Origin of the sequence: Agrobacterium tumefaciens str. B6, assembly GCF_001541315.1 — a bacterium.
Classification (GTDB): domain Bacteria; phylum Pseudomonadota; class Alphaproteobacteria; order Rhizobiales; family Rhizobiaceae; genus Agrobacterium; species Agrobacterium radiobacter.
Genome location: NZ_LMVK01000001.1, coordinates 476293 through 500718, shown reverse-complemented (window position 1 = coordinate 500718; position 24426 = coordinate 476293). Strand labels below are relative to the sequence as shown.

At 60.5% G+C, this 24426-nt stretch carries 20 protein-coding genes; 10 read left to right on the top strand and 10 right to left on the bottom strand.

The window, feature by feature from the left end; translation table 11 throughout:
* The first annotated feature begins 206 nt into the window (after window positions 1-206).
* Both aceA and ASB65_RS02460 read left to right on the top strand, forming a co-directional pair.
* The gene (gene aceA, locus ASB65_RS02465) at window positions 207-1496 is read left to right on the top strand and encodes an isocitrate lyase (RefSeq protein ID WP_003503303.1); all 1290 of its coding nucleotides are present in this window, start codon (window positions 207-209) and stop codon (window positions 1494-1496) included.
* A gap of 85 nt (window positions 1497-1581) precedes the next feature.
* The gene (locus ASB65_RS02460; RefSeq protein ID WP_003503306.1) at window positions 1582-1839 is read left to right on the top strand and encodes a hypothetical protein; all 258 of its coding nucleotides are present in this window, start codon (window positions 1582-1584) and stop codon (window positions 1837-1839) included.
* A gap of 16 nt (window positions 1840-1855) precedes the next feature.
* Here ASB65_RS02460 and ASB65_RS02455 read toward each other — a convergent pair whose 3' ends face one another.
* Window positions 1856-2728 carry a LysR family transcriptional regulator gene (locus tag ASB65_RS02455; protein WP_060722914.1) on the bottom strand — a complete coding sequence of 291 codons (873 nt, stop codon included), beginning with the start codon at window positions 2726-2728 and terminating at the stop codon, window positions 1856-1858.
* An 86-nt stretch (window positions 2729-2814) separates the two neighbouring features.
* On the opposite strand from ASB65_RS02455, the gene ASB65_RS02450 reads away from it, so the two are divergent.
* A complete protein-coding gene (locus tag ASB65_RS02450; RefSeq protein WP_060722913.1) occupies window positions 2815-3162 on the top strand; it encodes a hypothetical protein in 348 nt (115 codons plus the stop codon).
* Window positions 3163-3271: 109 nt separating this feature from the next.
* Here ASB65_RS02450 and ASB65_RS02445 read toward each other — a convergent pair whose 3' ends face one another.
* Window positions 3272-4456 carry an NAD(P)/FAD-dependent oxidoreductase gene (locus ASB65_RS02445; RefSeq protein WP_060722912.1) on the bottom strand — a complete coding sequence of 395 codons (1185 nt, stop codon included), beginning with the start codon at window positions 4454-4456 and terminating at the stop codon, window positions 3272-3274.
* A 123-nt stretch (window positions 4457-4579) separates the two neighbouring features.
* On the opposite strand from ASB65_RS02445, the gene ASB65_RS02440 reads away from it, so the two are divergent.
* From ASB65_RS02440 to ASB65_RS02415, 6 genes are all read left to right on the top strand, one after another.
* Window positions 4580-6016: a glutamine synthetase family protein gene (locus ASB65_RS02440; RefSeq protein ID WP_060722911.1), complete on the top strand. Its 1437-nt coding sequence runs from the start codon at window positions 4580-4582 to the stop codon at window positions 6014-6016.
* A 12-nt stretch (window positions 6017-6028) separates the two neighbouring features.
* Window positions 6029-7315 (top strand): NAD(P)/FAD-dependent oxidoreductase, encoded by a 1287-nt coding sequence (locus tag ASB65_RS02435; RefSeq protein WP_060722910.1) that lies wholly within the window; start codon window positions 6029-6031, stop codon window positions 7313-7315.
* A gap of 137 nt (window positions 7316-7452) precedes the next feature.
* Window positions 7453-8928 carry a glucose-6-phosphate dehydrogenase gene (zwf, locus tag ASB65_RS02430; protein WP_026363666.1) on the top strand — a complete coding sequence of 492 codons (1476 nt, stop codon included), beginning with the start codon at window positions 7453-7455 and terminating at the stop codon, window positions 8926-8928.
* A 10-nt stretch (window positions 8929-8938) separates the two neighbouring features.
* Complete coding sequence (gene pgl, locus ASB65_RS02425; protein ID WP_060722909.1) at window positions 8939-9637, top strand: 6-phosphogluconolactonase; 699 nt, start codon at window positions 8939-8941, stop codon at window positions 9635-9637.
* A gap of 125 nt (window positions 9638-9762) precedes the next feature.
* A complete protein-coding gene (edd, locus tag ASB65_RS02420) occupies window positions 9763-11583 on the top strand; it encodes a phosphogluconate dehydratase (RefSeq protein ID WP_060722908.1) in 1821 nt (606 codons plus the stop codon).
* A gap of 196 nt (window positions 11584-11779) precedes the next feature.
* On the top strand, window positions 11780-13144 hold the full coding sequence (locus ASB65_RS02415) for a metallophosphoesterase (RefSeq protein ID WP_003503328.1): 1365 nt from the start codon (window positions 11780-11782) through the stop codon (window positions 13142-13144).
* Window positions 13145-13163: 19 nt separating this feature from the next.
* On the opposite strand, the gene ASB65_RS02410 is transcribed toward ASB65_RS02415, so the two are convergent.
* The 6 genes from ASB65_RS02410 to ASB65_RS02385 form a co-directional block, all read right to left on the bottom strand.
* Window positions 13164-13520 carry a hypothetical protein gene (locus ASB65_RS02410; protein ID WP_034501163.1) on the bottom strand — a complete coding sequence of 119 codons (357 nt, stop codon included), beginning with the start codon at window positions 13518-13520 and terminating at the stop codon, window positions 13164-13166.
* Between the two features lie 240 nt (window positions 13521-13760).
* The gene (locus ASB65_RS02405) at window positions 13761-14849 is read right to left on the bottom strand and encodes an ABC transporter ATP-binding protein (RefSeq protein ID WP_060722907.1); all 1089 of its coding nucleotides are present in this window, start codon (window positions 14847-14849) and stop codon (window positions 13761-13763) included.
* Window positions 14850-14870: 21 nt separating this feature from the next.
* Window positions 14871-16526, bottom strand: coding sequence for an alpha-glucosidase family protein (locus tag ASB65_RS02400; RefSeq protein ID WP_003503333.1), 1656 nt, complete (start codon window positions 16524-16526; stop codon window positions 14871-14873).
* A gap of 37 nt (window positions 16527-16563) precedes the next feature.
* The gene (locus tag ASB65_RS02395) at window positions 16564-17724 is read right to left on the bottom strand and encodes a carbohydrate ABC transporter permease (RefSeq protein ID WP_003503335.1); all 1161 of its coding nucleotides are present in this window, start codon (window positions 17722-17724) and stop codon (window positions 16564-16566) included.
* 1 nt (window position 17725) lies between these two features.
* Window positions 17726-18739 carry a carbohydrate ABC transporter permease gene (locus ASB65_RS02390; RefSeq protein ID WP_003503337.1) on the bottom strand — a complete coding sequence of 338 codons (1014 nt, stop codon included), beginning with the start codon at window positions 18737-18739 and terminating at the stop codon, window positions 17726-17728.
* Window positions 18740-18893: 154 nt separating this feature from the next.
* Entirely contained in the window at window positions 18894-20255 is a 1362-nt protein-coding gene (locus ASB65_RS02385; RefSeq protein ID WP_060722906.1) for an ABC transporter substrate-binding protein, read from the bottom strand.
* A gap of 273 nt (window positions 20256-20528) precedes the next feature.
* Here ASB65_RS02385 and ASB65_RS02380 point away from each other — a divergent pair, with 273 nt between their 5' ends.
* A complete protein-coding gene (locus ASB65_RS02380; RefSeq protein WP_003503341.1) occupies window positions 20529-21554 on the top strand; it encodes a LacI family DNA-binding transcriptional regulator in 1026 nt (341 codons plus the stop codon).
* 18 nt (window positions 21555-21572) lie between these two features.
* On the opposite strand, the gene folD is transcribed toward ASB65_RS02380, so the two are convergent.
* On the bottom strand, window positions 21573-22472 hold the full coding sequence (folD, locus tag ASB65_RS02375; RefSeq protein ID WP_060722905.1) for a bifunctional methylenetetrahydrofolate dehydrogenase/methenyltetrahydrofolate cyclohydrolase FolD: 900 nt from the start codon (window positions 22470-22472) through the stop codon (window positions 21573-21575).
* Window positions 22473-22549: 77 nt separating this feature from the next.
* Window positions 22550-24325 (bottom strand): hypothetical protein, encoded by a 1776-nt coding sequence (locus ASB65_RS02370; RefSeq protein ID WP_060722904.1) that lies wholly within the window; start codon window positions 24323-24325, stop codon window positions 22550-22552.
* Window positions 24326-24426: the final 101 nt, after the last annotated feature.

Genomic DNA, 24426 nt, shown 5'->3' with positions numbered 1-24426 from the left:
CGGGGTGAATAGCTTTTACAAAATTTACAATTTTACAGCTCCACCCTGTCATGCATCCTACAGGATAACCTCTTTCAAGTCACTGTTTTTATGTTTGTTCTGGTGCTCAAATCTCCAAAAATGTAAATGTAGTCACATCGAACGGCGCTTCACAAAGTTGAAGGCAGCGCGTTTCCGAAACGGCATTTGTCAAGGGAGAGAGAAGTATGACGGATTTTTACAAACTTGTTCCGGGTGCACCGCAGGGACGCTTCGACGGCATCGAGCGCACTTACACCGCCGCGGATGTGGAGCGGCTGCGCGGCTCCGTCGAAATCCGCCATTCGCTGGCCGAAATGGGCGCGAACCGGCTGTGGAAGCTGATCAACGAGGAAAATTTCGTCAATGCGCTCGGCGCGCTTTCCGGCAACCAGGCCATGCAGATGGTTCGCGCCGGGCTGAAGGCGATCTATCTCTCGGGCTGGCAGGTTGCGGCGGATGCCAATACGGCGTCGGCCATGTATCCGGACCAGTCGCTTTATCCCGCCAATGCGGCGCCGGAGCTTGCAAAGCGCATCAACCGCACCCTGCAGCGCGCCGACCAGATCGAGACGGCGGAGGGCAAGGGCCTTTCGGTCGATACCTGGTTCGCGCCGATCGTTGCCGATGCGGAGGCCGGTTTCGGCGGGCCGCTCAACGCTTTCGAAATCATGAAGGCCTTCATCGAGGCGGGTGCGGCGGGTGTTCACTATGAAGACCAGCTGGCATCGGAAAAGAAGTGCGGCCATCTCGGCGGCAAGGTCCTGATCCCGACGGCGGCGCATATCCGCAACCTCACGGCGGCGCGGCTTGCGGCTGACGTCATGGGTGTGCCAACGCTGGTCATCGCCCGCACGGATGCGGAGGCCGCCAAGCTTCTGACCTCCGATATCGATGAGCGCGACCGTCCCTTCGTGGATTACGATGCCGGCCGCACCGTCGAGGGCTTTTATCAGGTCAAGAACGGTCTTGAGCCCTGTATTGCCCGCGCGGTGGCCTATGCACCCTATTGCGACCTGATCTGGTGCGAGACATCAAAGCCGGATCTCGAGCAGGCGCGCAGGTTTGCGGAAGGCGTGCACAAGGTGCATCCCGGCAAGAAGCTCGCCTACAATTGCTCGCCGTCGTTCAACTGGAAAAAGAACCTCGACGACGCGACGATTGCCAAGTTCCAGCGGGAACTGGGCGCAATGGGCTACAAGTTCCAGTTCATTACGCTCGCCGGTTTTCACCAGCTGAATTTCGGCATGTTCGAACTGGCGCGCGGTTACAAGGACCGGCAGATGGCGGCTTATTCCGAGCTTCAGGAAGCGGAATTCGCAGCAGAGGCCAATGGTTACACCGCCACCAAACACCAGCGCGAAGTCGGCACCGGCTATTTCGACGCCGTGTCGCTCGCAATCTCCGGCGGCACGTCTTCGACGACAGCCATGAAGGAATCCACCGAGCACGACCAGTTCCGGCCGGCGGCCGAATAAACCTGCAAAAAACGCCCTTCCCGGCCGCGGGAAGGGCTTGCAAACCGGATCAAGAACCCCAACCAATAATGAGAGGAGAAATGCCATGAATGCCCACAACCCCATCAAGACCCACGTCAAGGAACGCGCCGAGGAGCAGTCCTCCGCCATGACGCAGGAGCAGCAGGCCGCCATCCGCATGCTGGCCAATGATCTGCACCGCCTCAACCAGGCCGTCATGAAAGCCGTCGAGGCCGGTGTTTCCGTCGAGCTGGTCCGCTCGGCCCGCCACCATGGCGGCGGCGGCAACTGGGGAGATCTTCTGATTCCCGTCATCGTCGCGCAAGGGCGTGACGCCGCCTGAAGCGACAGCCTTTCTTTTATGCCGGGCGGCTCTTGCGCCCGGCATAAAGATCGGAATGCCCCTTGATCAGACGGGTCATCCGATCCGCCACCGTCCTGATATCGCGGCGGTGGCGATCGTCATTGTTCATGACGATCCATTGATTGTGGCGAAGGGTTTCCATCTCGTCACCTTCCCGGGCAAGCCGCGCATCCGCATCGCCCACGAAGCATGGAAGCACGGCGACGCCTGCCCCAGCCAGCACAAGATCGAGAAGCGCCGTCGGCCGGTTCACCGTTACCGCGATATCATTGCGGCGGTTCTCATGCGGCCAGCGCAGATAGGTTGAAATGGCGTTTTCCTCCGCCACCGCCAGCCAGCGGTCGGCGACGGCAGTGGCGGCGTTGCGCAGCCTGTAGGGCGCATAAGCCACCTCTCCCGTCTTGATGGCGGCGAGGTTCTTTTCCTGCGGCTCGAAAGCGCGAATGCCGATGTCATTCTCGCGATGCGCCAGAGACGCCCTCTGTTCGGCAATGAAAAGATCGATGCGGAAATCGTCGCGGTCGGTGCAGATGGCGGAGAAGTTGCCGGTCAGCAGCCAGGCGTTCCAGGTGCCGACGGCGATGCGCACCACGGATGAGGCGGACGACGCCTTCTGCCATCCCTCGATATCCCTGGCTGCATTCTCCATTGCCATAAGCCGGTCGAACAGCGCACGGCCATCCGCCGTCAGGGCGTATCCCGTCTGGCTGCGCAGAAACAGAGCCTTGCCGATACGCTCCTCCAGTTCGATCATGCGCCGTCCGATGGTCGCGGGGCTCAAACCCGTTATCACCGCGGCCCCGGTCAGGCCGCCGCTGCGTGACACATCGAGGAAAAGCTGGTAGGAATCCCAGGTGACGTTTTTCATGGATGAAAAACGTAGCGCATTTTCTTGCGCAGATAAATCAAAAAACGGCGCGCATCATGGCCCCTCCGCATTAGAAGGAGAGCGACATGCATGCGATTTTTGCAGCACGGGCCATCATCGAAAACCAGCAGCCGCGCACGCGGCGCGAAGCCATTCTGCAGGAAGAGAAATTTTATGCCGATATGGCCGAGGCATCTCGGCCGTGGCGGTTTTTCCGCACAGTCATCGGCTTGATGAAGACGACGAGCCGCCGATCAATAAAAGAGGGCGATCAGGGCTGCCATAGCACCGGCTGCGATAAGGCTCAAGCGAAAGGCCAGCTGCCGGCTCTCGCTTTCGGCGCGGGCGATGGCAATGGCGTGAGGGCGGCGATGTGCTGTTCTGTTCATGCGCGGGTTCCTGACGAAAAACTCAACCGACCCATGCCCTGTTAAGGCGTCCAGCATGACTTCATGTGCAGCGGGATCATAGGGCGATCCGGCTTTGCTGGCATCTGGTCAGGATGCCCCCACGCCCGTTAACAAGGTCTTAACGGGTAAGGTCTCAGGCGAATTCGCCTGCCGCCTGACCGGAAGCCCAGGCCCACTGAAAATTATAACCGCCGAGCCATCCGGTCACATCAACACATTCGCCAATGAAATAAAGCCCGGCCACGGATTTCGCCGCCATGCTGCGGGAATCGAGGCCGGTCGTATCCCCCCCGCCGAGTGTGACTTCCGCCGTGCGATAACCTTCGGAACCGGCGGGCTTGATCTGCCAGTCCTGCACCTCGCCCGCAAGCTTCGCCAGCACCTTGTCGGACATATCGGCCAGATGGCCGGTGAGGCCGGATTGTTCGACGACATGCTGGGCAAGACGCTTCGGCAGGATTTCCGACAAAGCGGTCTGGGGTGACTGCCGACCGTTCTTCTGTTTCGCCTGCTTCAGAAGCGCGGCTATATCGCGATGCGGCTCAAGCTTCAGGCTGACCACATCACCCTCGCGCCAGTAGGATGAGATTTGCAGGATCGAGGGTCCGCTCAAACCGCGATGGGTGAAGAGCAGTGCTTCCTCAAACGAGGTCTTGCCATGGAAAACCTCGGCCGGAACGGCAACGCCGGCAAGCGGGCTCAGCTTTTCCAGCAAAGCGGGATCGAGCGTCAGCGGCACGAGGCCGGGGCGCGTCTCGATGAGCTTGAGGCCGAATTGCTCGGCGATCTGGTAGGCGAAACCGGTCGCGCCCATTTTCGGGATCGACTTACCGCCCGTCGCCACAACGACGCTTTCCGCCTCGATGACGCCGCCTGATGTCGTGACGCGAAACCGCCCGCCGTCATGGGTGACGGCCGAGACTGACGTTTCGAGCCGCAGCTTCGCATTGACTGCCTGCATTTCGCCAAGCAGCATGCGGATGATATCCTTGGCGCTGTCGTCACAGAAAAGCTGGCCGAGCGTCTTTTCATGCCAGGCGATGCGGTGTTTTTCGACAAGGGCAATGAAATCGCGCGGCGTATAACGAGCTAGAGCGGATTTGGCGAAATGCGGATTGGCGGAGAGATAATTCTTCGGCCCGGCATGGATATTGGTGAAGTTGCAGCGGCCGCCGCCGGAGATACGAATCTTTTCGCCCGGCGCCTTCGCGTGGTCGAGAATTATGACGGAGCGGCCGCGCTGGCCGGCGCGGATGGCGCACATCATGCCGGCGGCGCCCGCCCCCAAAATCAGCACGTCACATTTCTCTGTCATCATTCCATCCGATCCGTTTCCTTTCCTCTTTTCGAAGTGCCGCCGCTTGTCAATGGCGCTTTCCCCCTCGCCAATTGCCAAACTACGGTTATGATGGCGCCAGTCGAAACACAGACCCGGTGATACATGCCCCCGAAGAAAACCATGCTCCGCCCGAAGAAACAGGCAACCATGGCAAAGACACCTCCCCTCGACCTCTCCTCCACCCGTGGCGTTTCCTCCTGGCGCGAAGCCGCGCAATGGCTGAGGGCGCGCGGTATCGAAGACATAGAATGCATCACCCCCGATCTTGCCGGCGTTGCGCGCGGCAAGATGATGCCGACGGCAAAGTTCACGGGCGACACCTCGCTTGCCCTGCCCTCCGCGCTCTACCGCCATACGATTTCAGGCGAATATCCTGATGAGACCGCGAATTTCCGTTACGAGCCGCGCGACAGCGACCTGAAGCTGGTGCCTGATCTTTCCACACTCTCCGTCGTGCCGTGGGAGAGCGACCCGACCGCGCAGGTGATCTGCGACGTCGTGGATGCGGAAGGCAATTTCGTCCCCTATACGCCGCGCAACGTGCTGAAGAACGTGCTGTCGCTTTATACGGAAAAGGGCTGGAAGCCGGTCGTCGCACCCGAAATCGAATTCTACCTCGTCGCCATGAATGACGACCCGGATTATCCGCTGCATCCGCCGAAGGGCCGGTCCGGCCGCTCCATTGTCGGCGGGCAGAGCTATTCCATCGCCGGCATCAACGAGTTCGACGAGCTGATCGACGATATCTATCACTTCTCGGAAAAGCAGGGCCTCGAGATCGACACGCTCATCCACGAGGAAGGCCCGGCGCAGCTGGAGATCAACCTGCGCCACGGCGACCCCATCGAGCTTGCCGATCAGGTTTTCCTGTTCAAGCGCACCATCCGCGAGGCGGCGCTGAAGCACGGCATCTACGCCACCTTCATGGCCAAGCCGATGCAGGGCCAGCCGGGTTCTGCCATGCATATTCACCAGTCGGTGGTGGAAATCGACAGCGGCCGCAATATTTTCTCGAACAAGGATGGCGGCCCTTCCAAGGAGTTCTTCTCCTTCGTCGGCGGCATGCAGCGTTACGTTCCGAACGCGCTTGTCATGCTCGCGCCCTATGTGAATTCCTATCGCCGCCTGACGCCTGATATGGCCTGCCCGGTCAACAATGCCTGGGGTTACGACAACCGCACGACCGCCTTCCGCGTGCCGATTTCCGGCCCGCAGGCGCGGCGCGTCGAAAACCGCCTGCCGAGTTCGGACGCCAATCCCTACCTCGCGCTTGCCGCCTCGCTCGGCTGCGGCTGGCTCGGCATCGTCAACAATATCGAACCGACCGAACCAACCGCCGAGACGGCCAATGAAGGCTCCATCGACCTGCCGCGCGGGCTTCTGGAGGCCGTGGCGCTGCTGGCAGGCGAAGAACAGTTCGAGCGGGTGTTTGGCCATGAATTCGTGGGCCTTTATGCGGGCCTGAAACGCGGGGAGTTCGAGACCTTCATGCAGGTCATCAGCCCCTGGGAGCGCGAGTTCCTGCTTCTCAACGTGTGAGGAACCACGAGCATGACATGGCAAAGCCCGATTGCGCCGGGAATTTCCTGGTATCAGGCAACCGTCGGCGAGCGGCCGGACTATCCTGCCCTCGATGGATCGAAGCAAGTTGATGTCGCGATCATCGGCGGCGGTTATACCGGCCTTCAGGCCGCCTGTAACCTCGCCGAAAACGGCGTCTCCGTCGCCCTCATCGAGGCGCATCGTTTTGGTGATGGCGCTTCCGGCCGCAACGGCGGCCAGTTCGGCACCGGCCAGCGCTCCTTTCCGGACGAAATGGAGGCCGAGATCGGCTTCGAGCAATCGAAGCTGCTGTTCGACATTGCCGAGGACGCCAAGAATTACGTGCGCGATTTCGCAAGCAGCCGCGGCATCGACATGGAATATCTGCCGGGGCAGCTCTATGTGGCGCACAAGGCGGCTTACGAGGACGATTATCGCAGAAGCGCGGACGCGATGAACAATCGCTACGGCTATCCGCATATTTCCTATATGGAGCGTGGTGAAGCGCGCAAACGCGTCGGCTCCACCCATTATTTCGGCGGCACGCGCGACACCGGCACCGGCCACATTCACCCGCTGAAGCTGCTGGTCGGGCTGGCGAAGGCGGCGCAAGCGGCAGGTGCCGCCATTTATGAGATGACCCCCGCCAAGTCCATCCGGCAGGCGGGCGGCAAGACCATCATCGAGACGCCCTTCGGCACGATCACCGCGCCGCGGGTACTGATCGCCACCAATGCCTATATTGGCAATCTGGAACCGGTAACGGCCGCCCACATCATGCCGATCCGCTCCTTCATCGGCGCCACCGCACCGCTCGACGCCTATCCTGATATCATCCCCGGCAAGGAAGCGGTCGCCGATTCCCGCTTCGTGGTGCGTTATTTCCGCAAGACGGCTGACAACCGGCTGCTGTTCGGCGGGCGCGAGGCCTATACGGCCGATGCGCCACGCGATATTTCCAGCCATATCCGCCGGCAGATCGCCGAGATTTATCCCGAGCTGAAGGCTGTCGAAATCACCCATTCCTGGGGCGGCTCCGTCGGCATTACCCTGCCGCGCAAGGTCTTCGTGCGCGACGTCATGCCCGGCGTCACTTCCATCGGCGGTTATTCTGGCCATGGGGTGATGCTGTCGAATTATTGCGGCAAGCTCTATGCCGATCTGGTTCTCGGCAAAAAGGACATGCTGGCGCCCTTCGCACGGCTGAAGGTGCCGTCTTTCCCCGGCGGGGCATCGCTGCGTGCGCCGCTGCTTTTCCTGGCGCTCTCGTGGTACGCGCTGCGAGACAGGTTTTAGGGCAATGTTTATAGACTGTTACCGGCGGCGGGCGAGTTGGCGGAAGCAAAATTCATAATTTCACATAACTGAGTCTGGCATTTTTAAATCGATTAGATTATTGATGCCCCCAACCCTTGAAGATCGAGAGAATCGATATGAGCAGTCAGATCATTCCTGTTGAACCTTTTGATTGTGTCGTTTTCGGCGGCACGGGCGATCTTGCCGAGCGCAAGCTTCTGCCGGCCCTTTATCACCGGCAGGTCGAAGGCCAGTTCACGGAGCCGACCCGCATCATCGGTGCGTCGCGTTCGGTCATGACCCATGAGGAATATCGCAAATTCGCGCAGGACGCTCTGAAAGAGCACCTGAAGGCCGGCGAATATGACGACGCACAGGTTGCCGTGTTCCTGAACAGGCTTTTCTACGTGCCTGTTGATGCCAAGGGCAACAATGGCTGGGACGTGCTGAAGAAGCTGCTGGACGAAGGCAAGGAGCGCGTGCGCGCCTTCTATCTGGCTGTCGCGCCGGGCATTTTCGGCGATATCGCCGACAAGATCCGCGAACACAAGCTGATCACCCGCTCGACCCGCATCGTCGTTGAAAAGCCGATCGGCCGCGATCTGGCCTCTGCCCAGGAACTCAACGACACGATCGGTCACGTCTTCAAGGAAGAGCAGATCTTCCGTATCGACCACTATCTCGGCAAGGAGACGGTGCAGAACCTGATGGCGCTGCGTTTCGCCAACGCGCTTTATGAGCCGCTGTGGAATTCCGCCCATATCGACCACGTCCAGATCACCGTTGCCGAAGCGGTGGGCCTCGAAGGCCGCGCCGGTTATTACGACAAGGCCGGCGCGCTGCGCGACATGGTGCAGAACCACATTCTGCAATTGCTTTGCCTCGTCGCCATGGAACCGCCCGCTTCCATGAAATCGGAGGCGGTGCGCGACGAGAAGCTGAAGGTCCTGCGCTCGCTGAAGCCGATCGACACCAGCAACGTCGAAAAGCTGACTGTGCGCGGCCAGTACCGCGCTGGCGCTTCCGCAGGTGGCCCGGTCAAGGGCTATCTGGAAGAGCTCGAAGGCGGCGTTTCCAACACCGAAACCTTTGTCGCCATCAAAGCTGAAATCGCCAACTGGCGCTGGGCCGGCGTTCCCTTCTACATCCGCACCGGCAAGCGACTTGCGACCCGCGTTTCGGAAATCGTCGTCACCTTCAAGCAGATCCCGCATTCGATCTTCGACGATGCGGCCGGCAAGATCGAGGCCAACAAGCTGGTCATTCGCCTGCAGCCGGATGAAGGCGTCAAACAGTCGCTCCTCATCAAGGACCCCGGCCCGGGCGGCATGCGCCTGCGTCAGGTTTCGCTGGACATGAGCTTTGCCGAAGCCTTCAACGTACGCAGCCCCGATGCCTATGAGCGGCTGTTGATGGACACCATCCGCTCCAACCAGACGCTGTTCATGCGCCGCGACGAGGTCGAGGCCGCGTGGGACTGGATCGATCCCATTCTCAAGAGCTGGGAAGAGCTGGGACAGGGCGTGCAGGGTTATACCGCTGGCACCTGGGGCCCGAGCGGCTCGATCGCACTGATCGAGCGTGACGGTCGCACCTGGCACGATGCCGATTGAGGGCGCACCGATGAGCGAAACGATCCACGTCTTCGACACCGCCGCCGAACTGGCAACCGCGCTTGCGGTGGAGGTTGCCAAACGCCTTGATGCGGCAACGAAGGATCGCGGTACGGCGAGCATCGCCGTATCCGGCGGTTCGACGCCCAAGCTGTTCTTTCAGGCGCTTTCCAAACACGATCTCGACTGGCCGAATATCAGCGTGACGCTGGTGGACGAACGTTTCGTGCCACCGGAAAGCGACCGTTCGAACCACCGTCTCGTTGCGGAGAACCTGCTGCAGGACAAGGCGAAGTCGGCCTATTTCGTGCCGCTGTTCCAGCCGGCGGCCTCGCCCGAGGATGCGGCGACGCTTGCGACCGTCAAGACCGAGGCGATCTGCGATCCCTTCGATGTCGTCATTCTCGGCATGGGAACGGATGGCCATACGGCATCGTTCTTCCCCGGTGGAGACAATCTCTACGAAGCGCTCGACCTTGATGAACCGCGCGGCGTCCTGACCATGGCGGCGGAGAATGCGGGAGAGGAGCGGTTGACCTTCAACTTCTCCAGCCTGCACGATGCCGATTTCCTCGTGCTGCATATCGAAGGTGCGGCCAAGAAGGCGACGCTGGAGAAGGCGCAGTCTGGCGAGGATGAGGATGAAATGCCGATCCGCGCCGTGCTGAACCGGGCCGAGACGCCTGTGGATATATACTGGGCGCCATGAGCCAACGCGGTTGCCGCCTCTGCGGCCCCGCGACAAGCGCCCGAAGACATGAAGACTGAAACACGACAACCGGCCGCTCACCTCCCGGAACGCCGGTTGCCGACCAACGAACAGGATGAACGCCCATGTCCGCCGATTCCCGCATTCAGGCCATCACCGCCCGCATCGTCGAACGTTCCAAGCCCTACCGCGAGACCTATCTCGAGCGGCTGCGGCTGCAGGTTTCAAAAGGCGTTCACCGTTCCGTTCTGTCCTGCGGCAATCTCGCGCATGGATTTGCCGTCTGTTCCCCCGCCGACAAGGACATCCTTGCCGGCGACCGGGTTCCCAATCTCGGCATCATCACCGCCTATAACGACATGCTTTCGGCGCATCAGCCCTATGAGACCTTCCCGGCGATCATCCGCGATGCGGCAAAAGAAGCGGGCGGCATAGCACAGGTGGCGGGCGCGGTTCCCGCCATGTGCGACGGTGTAACCCAGGGCCAGCCCGGCATGGAGCTTTCGCTGTTTTCCCGCGACGCCATCGCCATGGCGGCCGGCATCGGCCTGTCGCATAACATGTTCGACGCCACCGTCTATCTCGGCGTCTGCGACAAGATCGTGCCCGGCCTCGTCATTGCCGCACTCGCCTTCGGTCACCTGCCCGCCGTCTTCGTTCCTGCCGGCCCGATGACATCGGGCCTGCCGAATGACGAGAAGTCGCGCATCCGCCAGCTTTATGCGGAAGGCAAGGTCGGCCGCGCCGAGCTCCTGGAAGCGGAATCGAAATCCTATCACGGTCCCGGCACCTGCACCTTCTACGGCACCGCCAATTCCAACCAGATGCTGATGGAGATCATGGGCTTCCATATGCCCGGTTCCTCCTTCATCAATCCCGGCACGCCGCTGCGCGATGCGCTGACGCGTGAAGCTGCAAAGCGCGCACTGGCGATTACGGCGCAGGGCAATGAATTTACCCCGGCCGGCGAGATGATCGATGAAAGGTCTGTTGTCAACGGCGTCGTCGGCCTGCATGCGACGGGCGGTTCCACCAACCACACCATGCATCTGATCGCCATGGCGCGCGCCGCCGGCATCATCCTTACCTGGCAGGATATTTCCGATCTCTCGGACATCGTGCCGCTGCTCGCCCGCGTTTACCCCAACGGTCTTGCCGATGTGAACCATTTCCACGCCGCCGGCGGCATGGGTTTCCTCATCAAGCAGCTTCTGAAACAGGGCTTCGTGCATGACGATGTGCGCACCGTCTTCGGACAGGGGCTAGAGGCTTACACCGTGGATGCCATGCTTGATGAGAAGGGCGCAGTTGTCCGCCAGCCCTCCCCCGAGCAGAGCCATGATCCGAAGGTTCTCTCCAGCGTCGAAACACCGTTCCAGCCGACGGGCGGCCTGAAGATGCTGACCGGCAATCTCGGCAAATCGGTCATCAAGATTTCCGCCGTCAAACCGGAGCGCCACATCATCGAGGCACCGGCGATCGTCTTTAACGATCAGCAGGAGCTTCAGGACGCGTTCAAGGATGGCAAGCTCAACCGCGACTTCATTGCGGTCGTCCGCTTCCAGGGCCCGAAGGCCAACGGCATGCCGGAACTGCACCGCCTGACGCCGCCGCTTGGCGTGCTGCAGGATCGCGGCTTCAAGGTGGCGCTGGTGACCGATGGGCGCATGTCCGGCGCCTCCGGCAAGGTGCCGGCGGCCATCCACGTTACGCCTGAGGCTTCCGATTGCGGGCCGATCTCGCTCATCCGCGACGGCGACATCATCCGTCTCGACGCCATTTCCGGCTCGCTCGAGGTGCTGGTTTCCGCCGCCGAGCTGGCAAAACGCGAACCGGCGCGCGCCGACCTCTCCGGCAATGAATGGGGCATGGGCCGCGAACTTTTCGCCCCCTTCCGCCGCAATGCCGGCCCGGCCGATCAGGGCGCCAGCGTCCTCTTCCATTGATTTTGTGGAGGCGATGGCCTGATGCGGCCTTCGCCTTTCAACCCTACTTTGCGGTGTCACCCGGATGCCGCCAGAAACCGCTTTATTTCCCATATCTTAAACGTCAAACTTGTCATGCGACTGTGATGATCGCCCTATAGGGCCTTCTCCAGCCAGCCGTGGGACGACGGCGCAGTTTCGGATGATGGGGCCTGACATGACGATTTTCTCAAGCAAACGCCGCGATGTGCTGAAGCTTATGGCCGGCACCGCCATGCTGCCGCTGATGGTGGCGGCAACGTCTGTCATGGCGCAGGACGTGGCCCTGCGTGCAATCGTCATCTCCGACCTGCATTCGGCCTATGAGCGCATCGGCCAGCTTCTCGCGGCCATCGAAACGCGCATCGCCGCTGACAAGGCGCCCCACATCATCCTGCTGAATGGCGATCTTTTCGAACTGGGCAACGCGGTGGCTACACGTTCGGCCGGCGAGATCGAATGGACCTTCCTCACGGCGCTGGCCAAGCTCGCTCCCACGGTCATCAATATCGGCAATCATGAGCCCGATATCGACAATGACCTTGCCAATTTCGTCAGCCGCGCCCGTGCGCTCGGCATCACCGTGCTTTCCAACATCATCGACAAGCGCAGCGGCAAACCCTATGCGCCCGAAAGTGCCGAGGTGAGCGTTGGCCAGCGGAAGGTCATCCTCACGGGTCTCGCCACCAATGCGATCAACACCTACCCGAAGGCCACGCGCGAAATGCTCGACATTCCGCAGCCTGTCGAGTGGGCCAAGGCCAATCTTCCCGGTATCGTCAAACCGGACGCGATCAACATCGTTCTCAGCCATGCCGGCGTCGTCGCAGACCGCGATATCCTGCCGCTGCTGCCGGATGGCACCCTGCTTGTCGGCGGCCATGACCATCTGAACTTCGTGCATGAACAGGGTGCTACCCGCTATGTCCACACCGGCTCATGGTGCACCTCCATGACGGTGGCGACCTTTGCGGCTCCCGGCAAGGCTGCGGCCATCGAGACGATCGCCATCGATCGCGGCGCTCCCGCATCCCCTGCCCTCAAGGCCCTGATCGAGCAGACGCTTGAAAAACACCTGACTGCGGAAGAACGGGAAGTTGTCGGCAAATCGGCGAAGGCGATGACCGTCGACGAGGCGGGCCGCCATGTGGCGCAGCTTATCGCCGCAAAAACCGGCGCAGATGTCGGTTTCGTCGGCCACACCTCCTTCGGCGCGGGCCTACCTGAGGGCGATATTCGCCGTTATGATTTCAACGCCTCGCTGCGTTTCGACGGCAAGCTGATGGTCACGGAAGTGGACGGCGAGGCGCTGGCGCAAATCCTCAAACGATGCAACCAGGATGGCGACATTCCGCTCGCCGCACGTACCGGCGACTATCTCTACGCCATGCCGGAGAAGCCCGGGAAGAAAGAGCGCTACAAGCTGGTCTGCAACGACTGGTCCGCGACCAACCAGAAATCCTATTTCGGGCGCGGTGACCTTACCTTCACCGAGGTGCCCGATGTGAAGCTGAAGCAGACGGCTCTGGGCGGGCTTTCTTAAGGCCGCAGATCATCAGGTCTCAGAACGACCTGATATCGAGCTTCCGGTCCCTGTGTGCCGGATGTGTGCTGAACACGAAAATGCGGTCCAGTTCCTTCTGCGTCAGCATGCGCAGGAAACGGACATGGATCGTGTTGTTGGCGTTGACGCGCAACATCACGCAGCCGATCTTGGTGATGCGGGCGTCGGGAATATCGAGATAGAACTGGTTCGGCAGGTTATATTTCGTCAGCAGCGCCAGCACCGCTTCCGTCTGGGAGATGCGGATGACGTCGCAGCGACGCGCCGCCATGTGCATCACGGCCTTTTCGGTATATTCGATGCGTGCGGCGTTCATGGTATCTTCCATGCGGAACCGGTTTTCGCGGTCATACATGAAGGATTCTTCCTTGCTCAGGTAATGGTTCCTGATGACACCCGTACCGCTCTGCACGCCCAGACTCCCATGCTCAGTCAATGGATCGAGACTAGGCCATAGTCTTTAACAATTCATATCAGCGCAGGCTTAAACAGACCGGACGCGGGACATTTCCGACATTTTTCCACAGCCGTAAAAAGGTCAGAAAAAACCCCGGAACGCGAACGTTCCGGGGGATGTTTTTGAGGTCGATAGCAATTAGACGCGGTAGGTCTTGCCCTCGGCATTAAAGAGGTGAAGCTTTTCCTGCGGAGCGGCGAAACGCAGGGTTTGCCCCTTGGCGACCGAAACAATGCCCGGCGCCTTGACGATGATGGGCTCCTGCCCCTTGGGTGCTTCGAGATAAAGCAGGGTCACTTCACCGAGAGCCTCGACGATCGATACTTTCCCTTCGAAAAGATAATCATCGCCGGTGACGATGCTCAGATCTTCCGGCCGCACGCCAAAGCTGGCGGACTTGCCCCGCTCGGTGGCGGGGGTCGGAACATTGAGGGCGAGCGTCTTGCCACCCGCCAGTTCGATCGACGTCCGCTCCCCGGTCCCGACAATCTTCCCAGCGATGATGTTCATGGCGGGCGAGCCGATGAAGCGCGCCACGAAGAGGTTGGCGGGGTTTTCGTAAAGTTCGAGCGGCGCACCGACCTGCTCCACGCGACCCGCATTCAAAACGACGATACGGTCCGCCAGCGTCATCGCCTCCACCTGGTCGTGGGTGACGTAGATCATCGTCGTATCGGCCATCTGCTCATTGAGCTTGGCGATCTCGATACGGGTTGCGACGCGCAGTGCGGCATCAAGGTTCGAAAGCGGCTCGTCGAACAGGAAGACCTTCGGATTGCGGCAGATCGCGCGGCCGATGGCAACACGCTGGCGCTGGCCGCCGGACAGAGCCTTCGGCAAACGCTCCAGATATTGCGTCAGCTGCAGGATTTCAGCGGCGGCGCGGACGCGGCGGTCGATCTCCTGCTTGTTTTCCTTGGCGATCTTCATGCCGAAGGCCATGTTGTCGTAAACAGTCATATGCGGATAAAGCGCATAGGACTGGAACACCATGGCAATGCCCCGACGCGAGGGCGGGATTTCATTGACCAGCTGTCCGTCGATGAACATTTCGCCGCCGGTGATTTCCTCCAGACCCGCAATCATGCGCAGCAACGTCGATTTCCCGCAGCCGGACGGCCCGACGAAAACGATGAATTCGCCCTGTTCGATCTCCAGATCGATGCCGTGCAGGACTTTTACCTGCCCGTATGATTTGCGGATATCCTTGAGAACGAGACTTGTCATGGGTTGTTCCTCCCTGCTCTATCAGGCGTAACGGGCGAAGAAAGCGCCCCATGCCGGAAGTTCTACGCTTCTGCCGTCCACACCGCTTGTAAAGCCGTGGCCTTCGAGAATCTCCCAGTTCCCTTCCGGCAACGTCGCCTTTGCTGACGTCGCGGACAGATTGAAGAGGCACAGAACGGTTTCGTTGCCGAGCGTGCGGGTGTAGCTCAGCACATCGCCCTCCACTGGCTGGAATTCGATGCCGCCCTTGGCAAAGGCGGGATGCTTTTTGCGGAAGGAAAGGAAGCGGCGGTAGTGCTCCAGCACGGATGCCTCATTGCCCTGCTGGGCGCTGACGGCGCGCTGCTTGTGTTCGGCCGGAATGGGCAGCCAGGTCTTGTCCGAGGTCGAGAAGCCGGCCTGCGCATGGCCCGCATCCCACACCATCGGCGTGCGGCAACCGTCGCGGCCCTTAAATTCCGGCCAGAACTGGATGCCGTAGGGGTCCTGCAAATCCTCAAAAGCAATATCGGCTTCAGTAAGGCCCAGCTCTTCACCCTCATAGATGCAGACGGAGCCGCGCTGCGTCATCAACAACGCCGAGAGCACCTTGGCGAAAGCATCCTTATCCTCGACATGCTCGCCCCAGCGGCTGACATGGCGAACGACATCGTGATTGGAGAAAGCCCAGCAGGCCCAGCCTTCCGGTGCGGCCCTGGCAAAATCCGCCTGCACATCGGCAACACGCTGCGGCGTGAGCGCATCCGGCGCCAGGAATTCGAAGGCGTAGCACATCTGCATCTTGTCGTCGCCGGAGGTGTATTCACCGACGATTTCGAGTCCGCGCTGGCTGTCGCCCACTTCGCCGACGGCGGCGATGTCCGGAAACTCGTCCAGCACGGCGCGGAAGCGTTTCAGGAAGGCGATGTTTTCGGGGCGGTTCTTGTCGTAGAGATGTTCCTGGAAATTGTAGGGATTGACCGCAGGTGCCGTAGAGGCGTTGCGGCGCTCCGGCGCCAGCGCCGGGTTGTCGCGCAATTCCAGATCATGGAAATAGAAATTGATGGTATCGAGGCGGAAACCATCGACGCCGCGCTTCAGCCAGAAGCGGGTGATATTGAGCAGTTCTTCCTGCACTTCCGGATTATGCAGGTTGAGATCCGGCTGCGAGGTCAGGAAGTTGTGCATATAATATTGCATGCGGGTGGGGTCCCACTGCCAGCCGGAGCCGCCGAAGATCGACAGCCAGTTGTTGGGCGGCGTGCCATCCGGCTTGCTGTCCGACCAGACATACCAGTCCGATTTCGGATTGTTGCGGCTGGCGCGGCTTTCCACGAACCACGGATGCTGGTCCGAGGTATGCGACATGACGAGATCGATCATGACGCGGACGCCGAGACGGTGGGCCTCAGCAATCAGCCCGTCGAAATCGGCAAGCGTGCCGAACATCGGATCGACATCGACATAGTTCGAGACGTCGTAACCGAAATCCTTCATCGGCGAGGTGAAGAACGGCGAAATCCAGATGGCGTCGGCACCGAGATCGGCAATATGCGCCAGCCGGTCGGTGATGCCCTTGAGATCGCCGATGCCGTCGCCATTGGAGTCCTGATAGGAGCGCGGGTAGATCTGATAGATCACGGCGCCGCGCCACCAATCCTTGTTGGGCGTCAAAGCGGAAGTCACCGGAGCGGTCATAGTCTCATCCTGTCTGGTATGGGCGTTCATGGAATTATCAGCCTCCCTTGACGGAGCCGGCGAGCAGGCCACGCACGAGATAACGTTGAAGGGCGAAGAAGACGCCAAGCGGCACAACGATGGTGACGAAGGCCGAGGCAGTGAGGATTTCCCAGTTGCCGCCGCGCGAACCGAGCAGCGCGTTCAAGGCACCGGTCAGCACCAGCTCGTCCTTCTGCGTACCGAGGAAGACCATGGCGACGAGCAGGTCGTTCCAGGTCCACAGGAACTGGAAGATGGCGAAGGAGGCGAGTGCCGGGAATGACAGCGGCAGGATGATCTTGACGAAGATTTCGAAGTCGCTCGCGCCATCGACACGGGCGCTTTCGATGATCTCTTTCGGCAGGCCGGAAATGTAGTTGCGCAGCAGGTAGATGGCGAGCGGCAGACCGAAGGCGGTATGCGCCAGCCAGATGCCGGCATAGGTCTTGGACGGCACGCCGAAGATGTTGCCGATTTCGTTGTAGAGTTTCAAAAGCGGGATCAGCGACATCTGCAACGGCACGACGATCAGGCCCACCACCATCGCAATCAGAAAATTGCGGCCGGAAAAGCTCATCCATGACAGCGCATAGGCGGCAAAGGCAGCGATGAGAATGGGGATGACAGTCGCGGGCACGGCCACCGTCAGCGAGTTGACGAAGGACTGGCCGATGCCTTCCGAGGTCAGGACCGTTCGATAATTATCGAGCGTGAAGACCGGTGGCGTTCCAACGGAAATATAGACACGCTTGCCACGGGAACCCTCGAAGCTCGAAGCCTTGCTGTATTCATAGGTGCCATCAGCATTGACGAGAAGCGTCTCGCCATCGCCGATATCGGCCGCCTCGCCAGCTTTGAAGGCTCTCGGCTCCTGCACGCGCACGCCGAAGGCGGAGACCTTTCCGCCGGCGCCGTTTTCGAAGACATTGCCTGATATGACATAGCGGCTGCCGTCCTGCTTCTGCACGGAAGCATCAGCGAGACGCACGGCCGCCGTCTGTTCGGAGCTGGAGAAGGCCGTCCACCAGCCGGATACGGTGATCTGGTCCTTGTCGCGCAGCGAGCTGACGAGAATGCCGAGCGTGGGCAAAAGCCAGAGAAGCACGACGACGAGGACGCTGGCGTGGACGATGAGGCGCGGCAGGCCGACGCGGCGAAGGCGTTTTACGATATTCATCTCAGCGGCCCTCCATCTCGCGGTTGGCCTGGCGGATGTTCCAGACCATGATCGGGGTCACGGCCGCCATGATGATGAGTGCTATGACCGCACTTCGGCCACTGTCGCCGCCACCACGGAACATCCAGTCGAACATGAGATTGGCGAGAACCATGGTGTTCCACTGGCCGTTGGTCATGGTCAGCACGATGTCGAAAACCTTGAGCACGAGAATGGTGATCGTGGTCCAGACAACGGCGATGGTGCCCCAGATTTGCGGAACCATGATCTTCCAGAAAATCTGCCAGCCATTGGCGCCATCGATGACCGCCGCCTCAATGGTCTCCTCGGGAATGCCCCGCAGCGCCGCCGACAGGATGACCATGGCGAAACCAGTCTGAATCCAGATGAGGATGACCATCAGGAAGAAGTTGTTCCAGAGCGGCATGGAAATCCACACCTCCGGGCTACCGCCAAAGAACTCGACGACCGCGTTCAAAAGGCCGATCTGCACCTGACCTTCGGCGCGATATTCATAGATGAACTTCCAGATGACGGAGGCACCGACGAAAGAGATCGCCATCGGCATGAAGACGATGGATTTGGCGATATTGCCCCACCAGATGCGGTCGGTCATGACGGCGATGACGAGGCCGAAGAAGGTGCAGGCGGCCGGCACGACGGCCAGCCAGAGAATATTGTTGAAGATCGACTGGCGGAAACCGGCGTCAAAAAACGCCCAGCGATAATTGGCGAGACCGACGAATTCGCTGCCTGTGCGGTCATAAAAGGACAGGATCAGCGTCGCGATAACGGGATAGACCAGATAAACGAGCAGAAGGATCAGCGCCGGGCCGATGAACAGCCACGGCCGGACGGCGGCGCGGCGGTTGAGGTTGCGGGAGGCATGAATGACGTCTCCCGAGCGGACGGGAAAGATTGCCTGCAGCGCCTTGTCGGATAGCCAGTAATAGGCAGCGCAGGCGAAAACACCTGCTACCATGACGCCGATGGCAGACACGAGTTGTTGAGCCATGTTCCCTCCCTTGATCCTCTCCGCGCCGCGCTGATTTATACGGTCGTCGGGCCGTTCCGTTGGTAAGGCCCGGCAGCGAGCCGCCGGGCCTTTTTACCGCAGATTCTGATCGGAAAACCGCAGAACACTTTTCCGGAATCTGTTCGGCCGATTGTTACTTCAGGCCGTCCCAGGCCTTCTGGATATCGGAAGCGACCTGATCGGCGGACTTGCCGCCGACGAAATCGATCATGCCGGTCCAGAATGCGCCGGCGCCGATCTTGCCGGGCATCAGGTCGGAACCGTCGAAACCGAAGCTTGTCGCGGTCGTCAGGATTTCGCCCTGGCGCTTCATCTGCTCGTTGGCATAAGTCTCGACATTCACGCCCTTATACGGCGTCAGGAAGCTGGACTGCGCCATCCACACTTCGTGCGCGATCGGGGTCTGCAGGAATTCGACGAACGCCTTGGCGGCCGGTGCTTCCTTGGTGATGGTGACGAGCGTGCCGGCGCCGAGAACCGGCTTGCCGAGTTCAGGCTTGGACGCGTAGGTCGGCATGTAGAAGAAATCCGCATCCGTCCCCACCTTGGTGCCCTCAGGGAAGAAGGACGGAATGAACGACGCCTGATGGTGCAGGTAGCACTTCGGCGGAATGTCGAAGAGGCCCTTCGGGCTGTCGCGGAAGTCGGTGGAGGCCACGGCCGCAACACCGCCGCTCACATATTTTTCGTTCTTGGCGAATTTGCCGAACTCGTTGATCGCCTCGACCACGGCCGGATCGGTGAATTTGACCTCGTTCGTCGTCCATTTCTGGTAGACATCGAGCGGCTGCGTGCGCAGCATCAGCTCTTCCACCCAGTCGGTTGCCGGCCAGCCGGTCGCGCCGCCAGAACCGAGACCGATACACCAGGGCGTGCCGCCATCGGCAACGATCTGGTCCGTGAGCTTGAGCAGGTCTTCCATGCTCTCGGGCACCTTGTAGCCCGCTTCCTCAAAGTTCTCAGGCACGTACCAGACGAGCGACTTCACATCGGCCTTGAAGGGGAAAGCGAAATAGGCCTTGTTGCCGTCCTTGCCCTTGTAGCTGCCGAGGTCGACCCAGGACTGGCCCGCACCGTAATTTTCCTTGACCCAGCTGGCGGTCACATCGCCGAGCGGCACGAGGAAGCCCTTGGCGGCGAGATCGGCCAGAAGGCCGGGCTGCGGCAAAATGGCGATATTGGGCGGCGAACCTGCCTGCGTATCGATGACGATCTGCTGCTCGTAGTTTTCCGACGAGGAATAACGGACATTCACGCCGGTCGCGTCAGCGAAATAGGCGAGCACCGACTGGAACAGAGCCTCGTCCTCACCACGCCAGGGGCCGAAAATCGTCAGCGTCTGGCCCTTCAGGTCGGCATGGGCCGCCTTGAAGTCCTCGTAGCTTTTCCAGTTGAACTTGGCGTCCCCGCCGGGTGCAAATTTCAGGTCGGCGGCAAAGGCCGCACCGGACAGCAATGCCATGACAGCAGCCGTCGCCAAAAGAGTCTTCCGCATGTGATTTACCTCCCATCACATAAAAGGCTCAAAGCGTCCTCTCCAATCAAAGCGCTTTGGCTGCCTATTCATCTCATTGTCATTAAGACAGAGTCAAGAGGCTCTTTATTCGGAAACGTTGCAGCACCTTATGAATAGTCATATTTAATTAGGAAGGCGGCTATCCTTTTCGATTGAGAAATGCGGTGGAGGCTGGTAAAAATCTAAAGCGCTTTGGGAAGTGAGGAGCGGCCTTGCCGTATTCTCGGGCGCGCGCATGGAGGAATGACAGACATGAACCTGAAACAGTTGTCGCAACTGCTGGGCATTTCGCAGACGACCATCAGCAGGGCGCTCAACGGCTATCCGGAAGTCAGCGCCGAAACGCGCCGCCGTGTCATGGAGGCTGCCGAAAAAACCGGATATCGCCCGAATGCGGCAGCGCAACGGCTGGCGACAGGCAAGGTTGGCTCCATCGGACTTGTGATGCCGATTGGCGAGCATCATCGTTCGGATGTGCATTTCGGCGAATTCCTGAGCGGCCTCGGTGAGGAAGCGTCGCGCAGCGGCTTTCATCTTGTCATCATGCCGACGGAGCCGGAAAAGGAGCGCGAAGCCCTGCGGGGTCTGGCGGCCAGCGGCAGCGTCGACGGCATCTATCTCGCCTATATGAAGAATAACGATCCACGCATCGCCATGATGCAGTCGCTCTCCCTGCCCTTCCTCGTGCATGGCCGCTCCATCGGCGTGGAGGAGGACTATCCCTATCTCGACGTGGACAATGAGGGCGCCTTCCGCGATGCGACCCAGCTTCTCCTCCAACTCGGCCATACGCGCATCGGGCTGCTGAACGGCCCGGCGGGTTATGATTTCACCTTCCGCCGCTGTCTCGGGGTGGAAAAGGCGATGGCGGCAAATGGTCTGGCATTGCATGCGGAAAATGTAAGGCACGGCAGCATGACCGACGAGGAAGGTTATCTCGGCATGGAGGCGCTGCTGTCACGCCCGGAAAAACCGACCGCCATCCTCTGCGCCAGTACCGCGCTCGCGCTCGGCGCGATCCGCTCGCTCAATCAGCGGGGCTTAAAACCCGGCAAGGATATTTCGCTGATCGCCCATGACGACGTGCTGCCGCTGCTGAAACCCGATAATTTTTCTGTGCCGCTCACCACCACCCGCTCGTCGCTGAGGGCTGCGGGGGTGCGTGTGGGCCAGCGCCTGATCAACCGGATCAAGCTCAACCAGACGGAACCTCATCAGGAACTCTGGAAGGCGGAACTGGTGGTCCGCGCGTCGACGGGGCCGGCTCCGAAAGCGTAGCTGGCCATTTTAAACCGCTTAGAACTTCGGCGCGGTCAAACCCTCTGCGCGATGGGCGGCGATGACGGTGTTGGCCATCAGCATGGCGATTGTCATCGGGCCGACACCGCCGGGAACGGGCGTGATGGCCGCGGCAACGGCGCTTGCTTCATCATAGGCGACATCGCCCACCAGCTTCGACTTGCCTTCACCTTTTTCCGGTGCGGGGATGCGGTTGATGCCGACATCGATGACGGTCGCGCCTGATTTCACCCAGTCGCCCTTCACCATCGCCGCCCGGCCGACCGCCGCGACGAGAATATCGGCCGTCTTGCAGACGGTGGCGAGATCCTTGGTGCGCGAATGCGCCATCGTCACCGTAGCGTTGGCATTCAGCAGCAGCTGGCCCATGGGCTTGCCGAACAGGTTCGAGCGACCGATGACAACAGCGTTCAGGCCAGAGAGATCATCGCCGTGAATGCCGCGCACCAGAAGCATGGCGCCGGCGGGCGTGCAGGAGATGAGACCGGTGGCGAGATCGCCGGTCGCGAGCTTGCCGGCATTCAATACGCTCAGACCATCCACATCCTTTTCGGGCAGGATCGACTGGATGATTTCATCGGAATTGAAGTGTTTCGGCAGCGGCAGCTGCACCAGAATGCCGTGAATGGAGGCATCGGCGTTCAGTTCGCCGACCAGCTTCAGAAGGTCAGCTTGCGTGGTTTCTTCAGGCAGCGTGTGCTGGATGGAGTTGAAACCGCATTGCTTGGCCATCTTGCTTTTGGAGTTCACGTAAGCGTGGCTGGCCGGATCATTTCCGACGATGACAACCGCGAGACCGGGCTTTGTGCCCTTTTCCGCCTCAAGCGCTTCTGCCGATTTGCGGACCGCCTCCGTTACCGAAGCCGCCTTCGCCTTCCCGTCAATCACAACTGCCATGCGTCCTGCTCCTGCTGGGTTACGTAGGCTCCGTATGGTGCCCCCTTCGCAGGAATGCAAGCTAAAATGCGGCGTTTTCAGGCTGTTTTGCGGTAGTCTTCGCGGTGATCGGCGTAATCGGTAAGACGCTCTCTCAGGAACGCCAATTGACGTCGCAATTCCATCAGTTCCTCGGCTTCGGCCTGAGCATGATCGAAGCGCCCGGCAAGGGCTTCCGCCAGGAGCGGAGGAAGCCCGGAGGATACCGGATCAGCAGCCCTGACCGTGCGGCTGCCCATCAGGACCTGCCGCACACGCTCGTCCAGCGGCATATCGTCGTCGTCATTGACGGCCTCGCCGTAATAATCGGCAAAGCTGTCTTCCTCCGGCTCGATGTTACCCTCTGCGGCAAGATCCGGCAGATCTTCAAACACAGCCGGCTCGATCGGTTCGAATTCCGAAATCTGCAGAAACTGGACCGGTGGCTCGACGGAGGATGGAAGTTGCGCGCCGTCTTCGACGATCAATGCGCCCTCTTCTTCTTCGTCATGGCGACGGTAGCTCAGGAGATAGAGACTGCCCAACAGGCCAATTAATGCGCCGCCGCCCGCCAGCATGGCGGCCTGAGTCAGGTCGCGGGTCAATTCTCCCGGCGCTGCCTTCTTGGTCAAACGCGTTTCGACCGCAGGCGTGGCGGATGCGGACAGGTCACGGCGTTCGCTTGCCTCCAGATAGGCATTTCGCGCTGTTTCCAGTTCACCCTGTAATCTCGAGAATTCGCCGGGGGCGACACCGAGTTCGCTCAGGCGGTCTAGGTATTTTCTGTGCTCGCCATTGGCGGTCGTGACCTCCTGAGCGATGCGCTTTTCATCCGCCCGCAGGCCTTCGAGTAACTGTCGCAATGCGGGGGCAGCAAGTGCCTGTGCCGCGTCCACGGCATTCTGGGCGGCGATGCTGCGGGGATGTTTCGGGCCATAATCGACCGAAACGGCAGCAAGCGCCATGCTGGCGCTCGCATGCTTTTGCCTGACATCCTCAAGCGCCGAAAAAGCCACGCCGGCCGGCAGAGGCTTCACAAAGACATCATTCGGCTTCAGGGCCGAAGCCGCCGTCAAATCAGCCTGGACGGACTGTTGCTGCGGGGTAATTCCGGCAAGCCTGTCGTTTACATCGCGCAGCTGCTGCTCAAGTTGCTGCACCTCGGACATCACGGCATCACCGTGACGCATCTGGAAACCGTTCAGTGCGGCTTCCGCCTCATCGAGCCTTGTCCGCGCCCTCTCCGTCTCGCGCATGGCTGGTGTCATCGTGCCGGCCTTGCCATCCGCGATCACGCGCATCGAAAGATAGTCAGTCAGCCGCATGGCGGTTTCCGGCGTCGCGGCCTTGCCGGTCACGATCAGCGTATTTTCATCCGGTGTCAGTTCCAGCCGGATCGCCTGGCCCACCGCACCGTTCAACGCCTCACGCGCGGACAGCGGACGCGCATCCGCGCCGGTCAGAAGGTCGAAAAGCAGGCCAAGCTCACCCTGATTGCGAACGCCGACCATATCGGCGGACTTCAGTTTGAGATCGGCGGTTATACGGTCAAGCCCGGAGGGTGAAAGCAGGGTGCGGCGTGCCATCGCCAGAAAACGGGCCGCGTCGGGGGCATCGTAAGCGGTCTGGGAGACCTCGATCCGGGCCTGCGAAACATAACCGCGAAAGCCGGAATCGATGAGCAGAAGCGGAAGGGCTGCCCCGGCAACGGTGGCGGCGGCGATGCAGCCGGACGTCAGGAGCCGCAGCCAATGTCTGCGCCATTGCGATACGGGCGCGGCGACATCATCCTCGTCAGGGCGGATCGCCATCATGTCCGGATTGTCATCAACCATCTGAAGCCGTCTGCCGCTCTCGGTGCCGCCCGCCACGGGCGACTGTCAAAACCTTACGAGAGGTTAAAGGATCGTGGCAAACAAATGGTTAACGCGGCGCT

What these genes read in the sequence shown, in the direction of transcription:
- edd (WP_060722908.1), top strand. Translation starts at nt 9,763, where the DNA reads ATGTCCGCCGATTCCCGCATTCAGGCCATCACCGCCCGCATCGTCGAA.
- ASB65_RS02390 (WP_003503337.1), bottom strand. Translation starts at nt 18,739, where the DNA reads ATGGCTCAACAACTCGTGTCTGCCATCGGCGTCATGGTAGCAGGTGTT.
- ASB65_RS02410 (WP_034501163.1), bottom strand. Translation starts at nt 13,520, where the DNA reads ATGTATGACCGCGAAAACCGGTTCCGCATGGAAGATACCATGAACGCC.
- ASB65_RS02395 (WP_003503335.1), bottom strand. Translation starts at nt 17,724, where the DNA reads ATGAATATCGTAAAACGCCTTCGCCGCGTCGGCCTGCCGCGCCTCATC.
- folD (WP_060722905.1), bottom strand. Translation starts at nt 22,472, where the DNA reads ATGGCAGTTGTGATTGACGGGAAGGCGAAGGCGGCTTCGGTAACGGAG.
- ASB65_RS02460 (WP_003503306.1), top strand. Translation starts at nt 1,582, where the DNA reads ATGAATGCCCACAACCCCATCAAGACCCACGTCAAGGAACGCGCCGAG.
- pgl (WP_060722909.1), top strand. Translation starts at nt 8,939, where the DNA reads ATGAGCGAAACGATCCACGTCTTCGACACCGCCGCCGAACTGGCAACC.
- ASB65_RS02370 (WP_060722904.1), bottom strand. Translation starts at nt 24,325, where the DNA reads ATGGTTGATGACAATCCGGACATGATGGCGATCCGCCCTGACGAGGAT.
- ASB65_RS02455 (WP_060722914.1), bottom strand. Translation starts at nt 2,728, where the DNA reads ATGAAAAACGTCACCTGGGATTCCTACCAGCTTTTCCTCGATGTGTCA.
- ASB65_RS02400 (WP_003503333.1), bottom strand. Translation starts at nt 16,526, where the DNA reads ATGACCGCTCCGGTGACTTCCGCTTTGACGCCCAACAAGGATTGGTGG.
- ASB65_RS02440 (WP_060722911.1), top strand. Translation starts at nt 4,580, where the DNA reads ATGCCCCCGAAGAAAACCATGCTCCGCCCGAAGAAACAGGCAACCATG.
- ASB65_RS02450 (WP_060722913.1), top strand. Translation starts at nt 2,815, where the DNA reads ATGCATGCGATTTTTGCAGCACGGGCCATCATCGAAAACCAGCAGCCG.
- ASB65_RS02380 (WP_003503341.1), top strand. Translation starts at nt 20,529, where the DNA reads ATGAACCTGAAACAGTTGTCGCAACTGCTGGGCATTTCGCAGACGACC.
- ASB65_RS02435 (WP_060722910.1), top strand. Translation starts at nt 6,029, where the DNA reads ATGACATGGCAAAGCCCGATTGCGCCGGGAATTTCCTGGTATCAGGCA.
- ASB65_RS02445 (WP_060722912.1), bottom strand. Translation starts at nt 4,456, where the DNA reads ATGATGACAGAGAAATGTGACGTGCTGATTTTGGGGGCGGGCGCCGCC.
- ASB65_RS02415 (WP_003503328.1), top strand. Translation starts at nt 11,780, where the DNA reads ATGACGATTTTCTCAAGCAAACGCCGCGATGTGCTGAAGCTTATGGCC.
- ASB65_RS02405 (WP_060722907.1), bottom strand. Translation starts at nt 14,849, where the DNA reads ATGACAAGTCTCGTTCTCAAGGATATCCGCAAATCATACGGGCAGGTA.
- aceA (WP_003503303.1), top strand. Translation starts at nt 207, where the DNA reads ATGACGGATTTTTACAAACTTGTTCCGGGTGCACCGCAGGGACGCTTC.
- ASB65_RS02385 (WP_060722906.1), bottom strand. Translation starts at nt 20,255, where the DNA reads ATGCGGAAGACTCTTTTGGCGACGGCTGCTGTCATGGCATTGCTGTCC.
- zwf (WP_026363666.1), top strand. Translation starts at nt 7,453, where the DNA reads ATGAGCAGTCAGATCATTCCTGTTGAACCTTTTGATTGTGTCGTTTTC.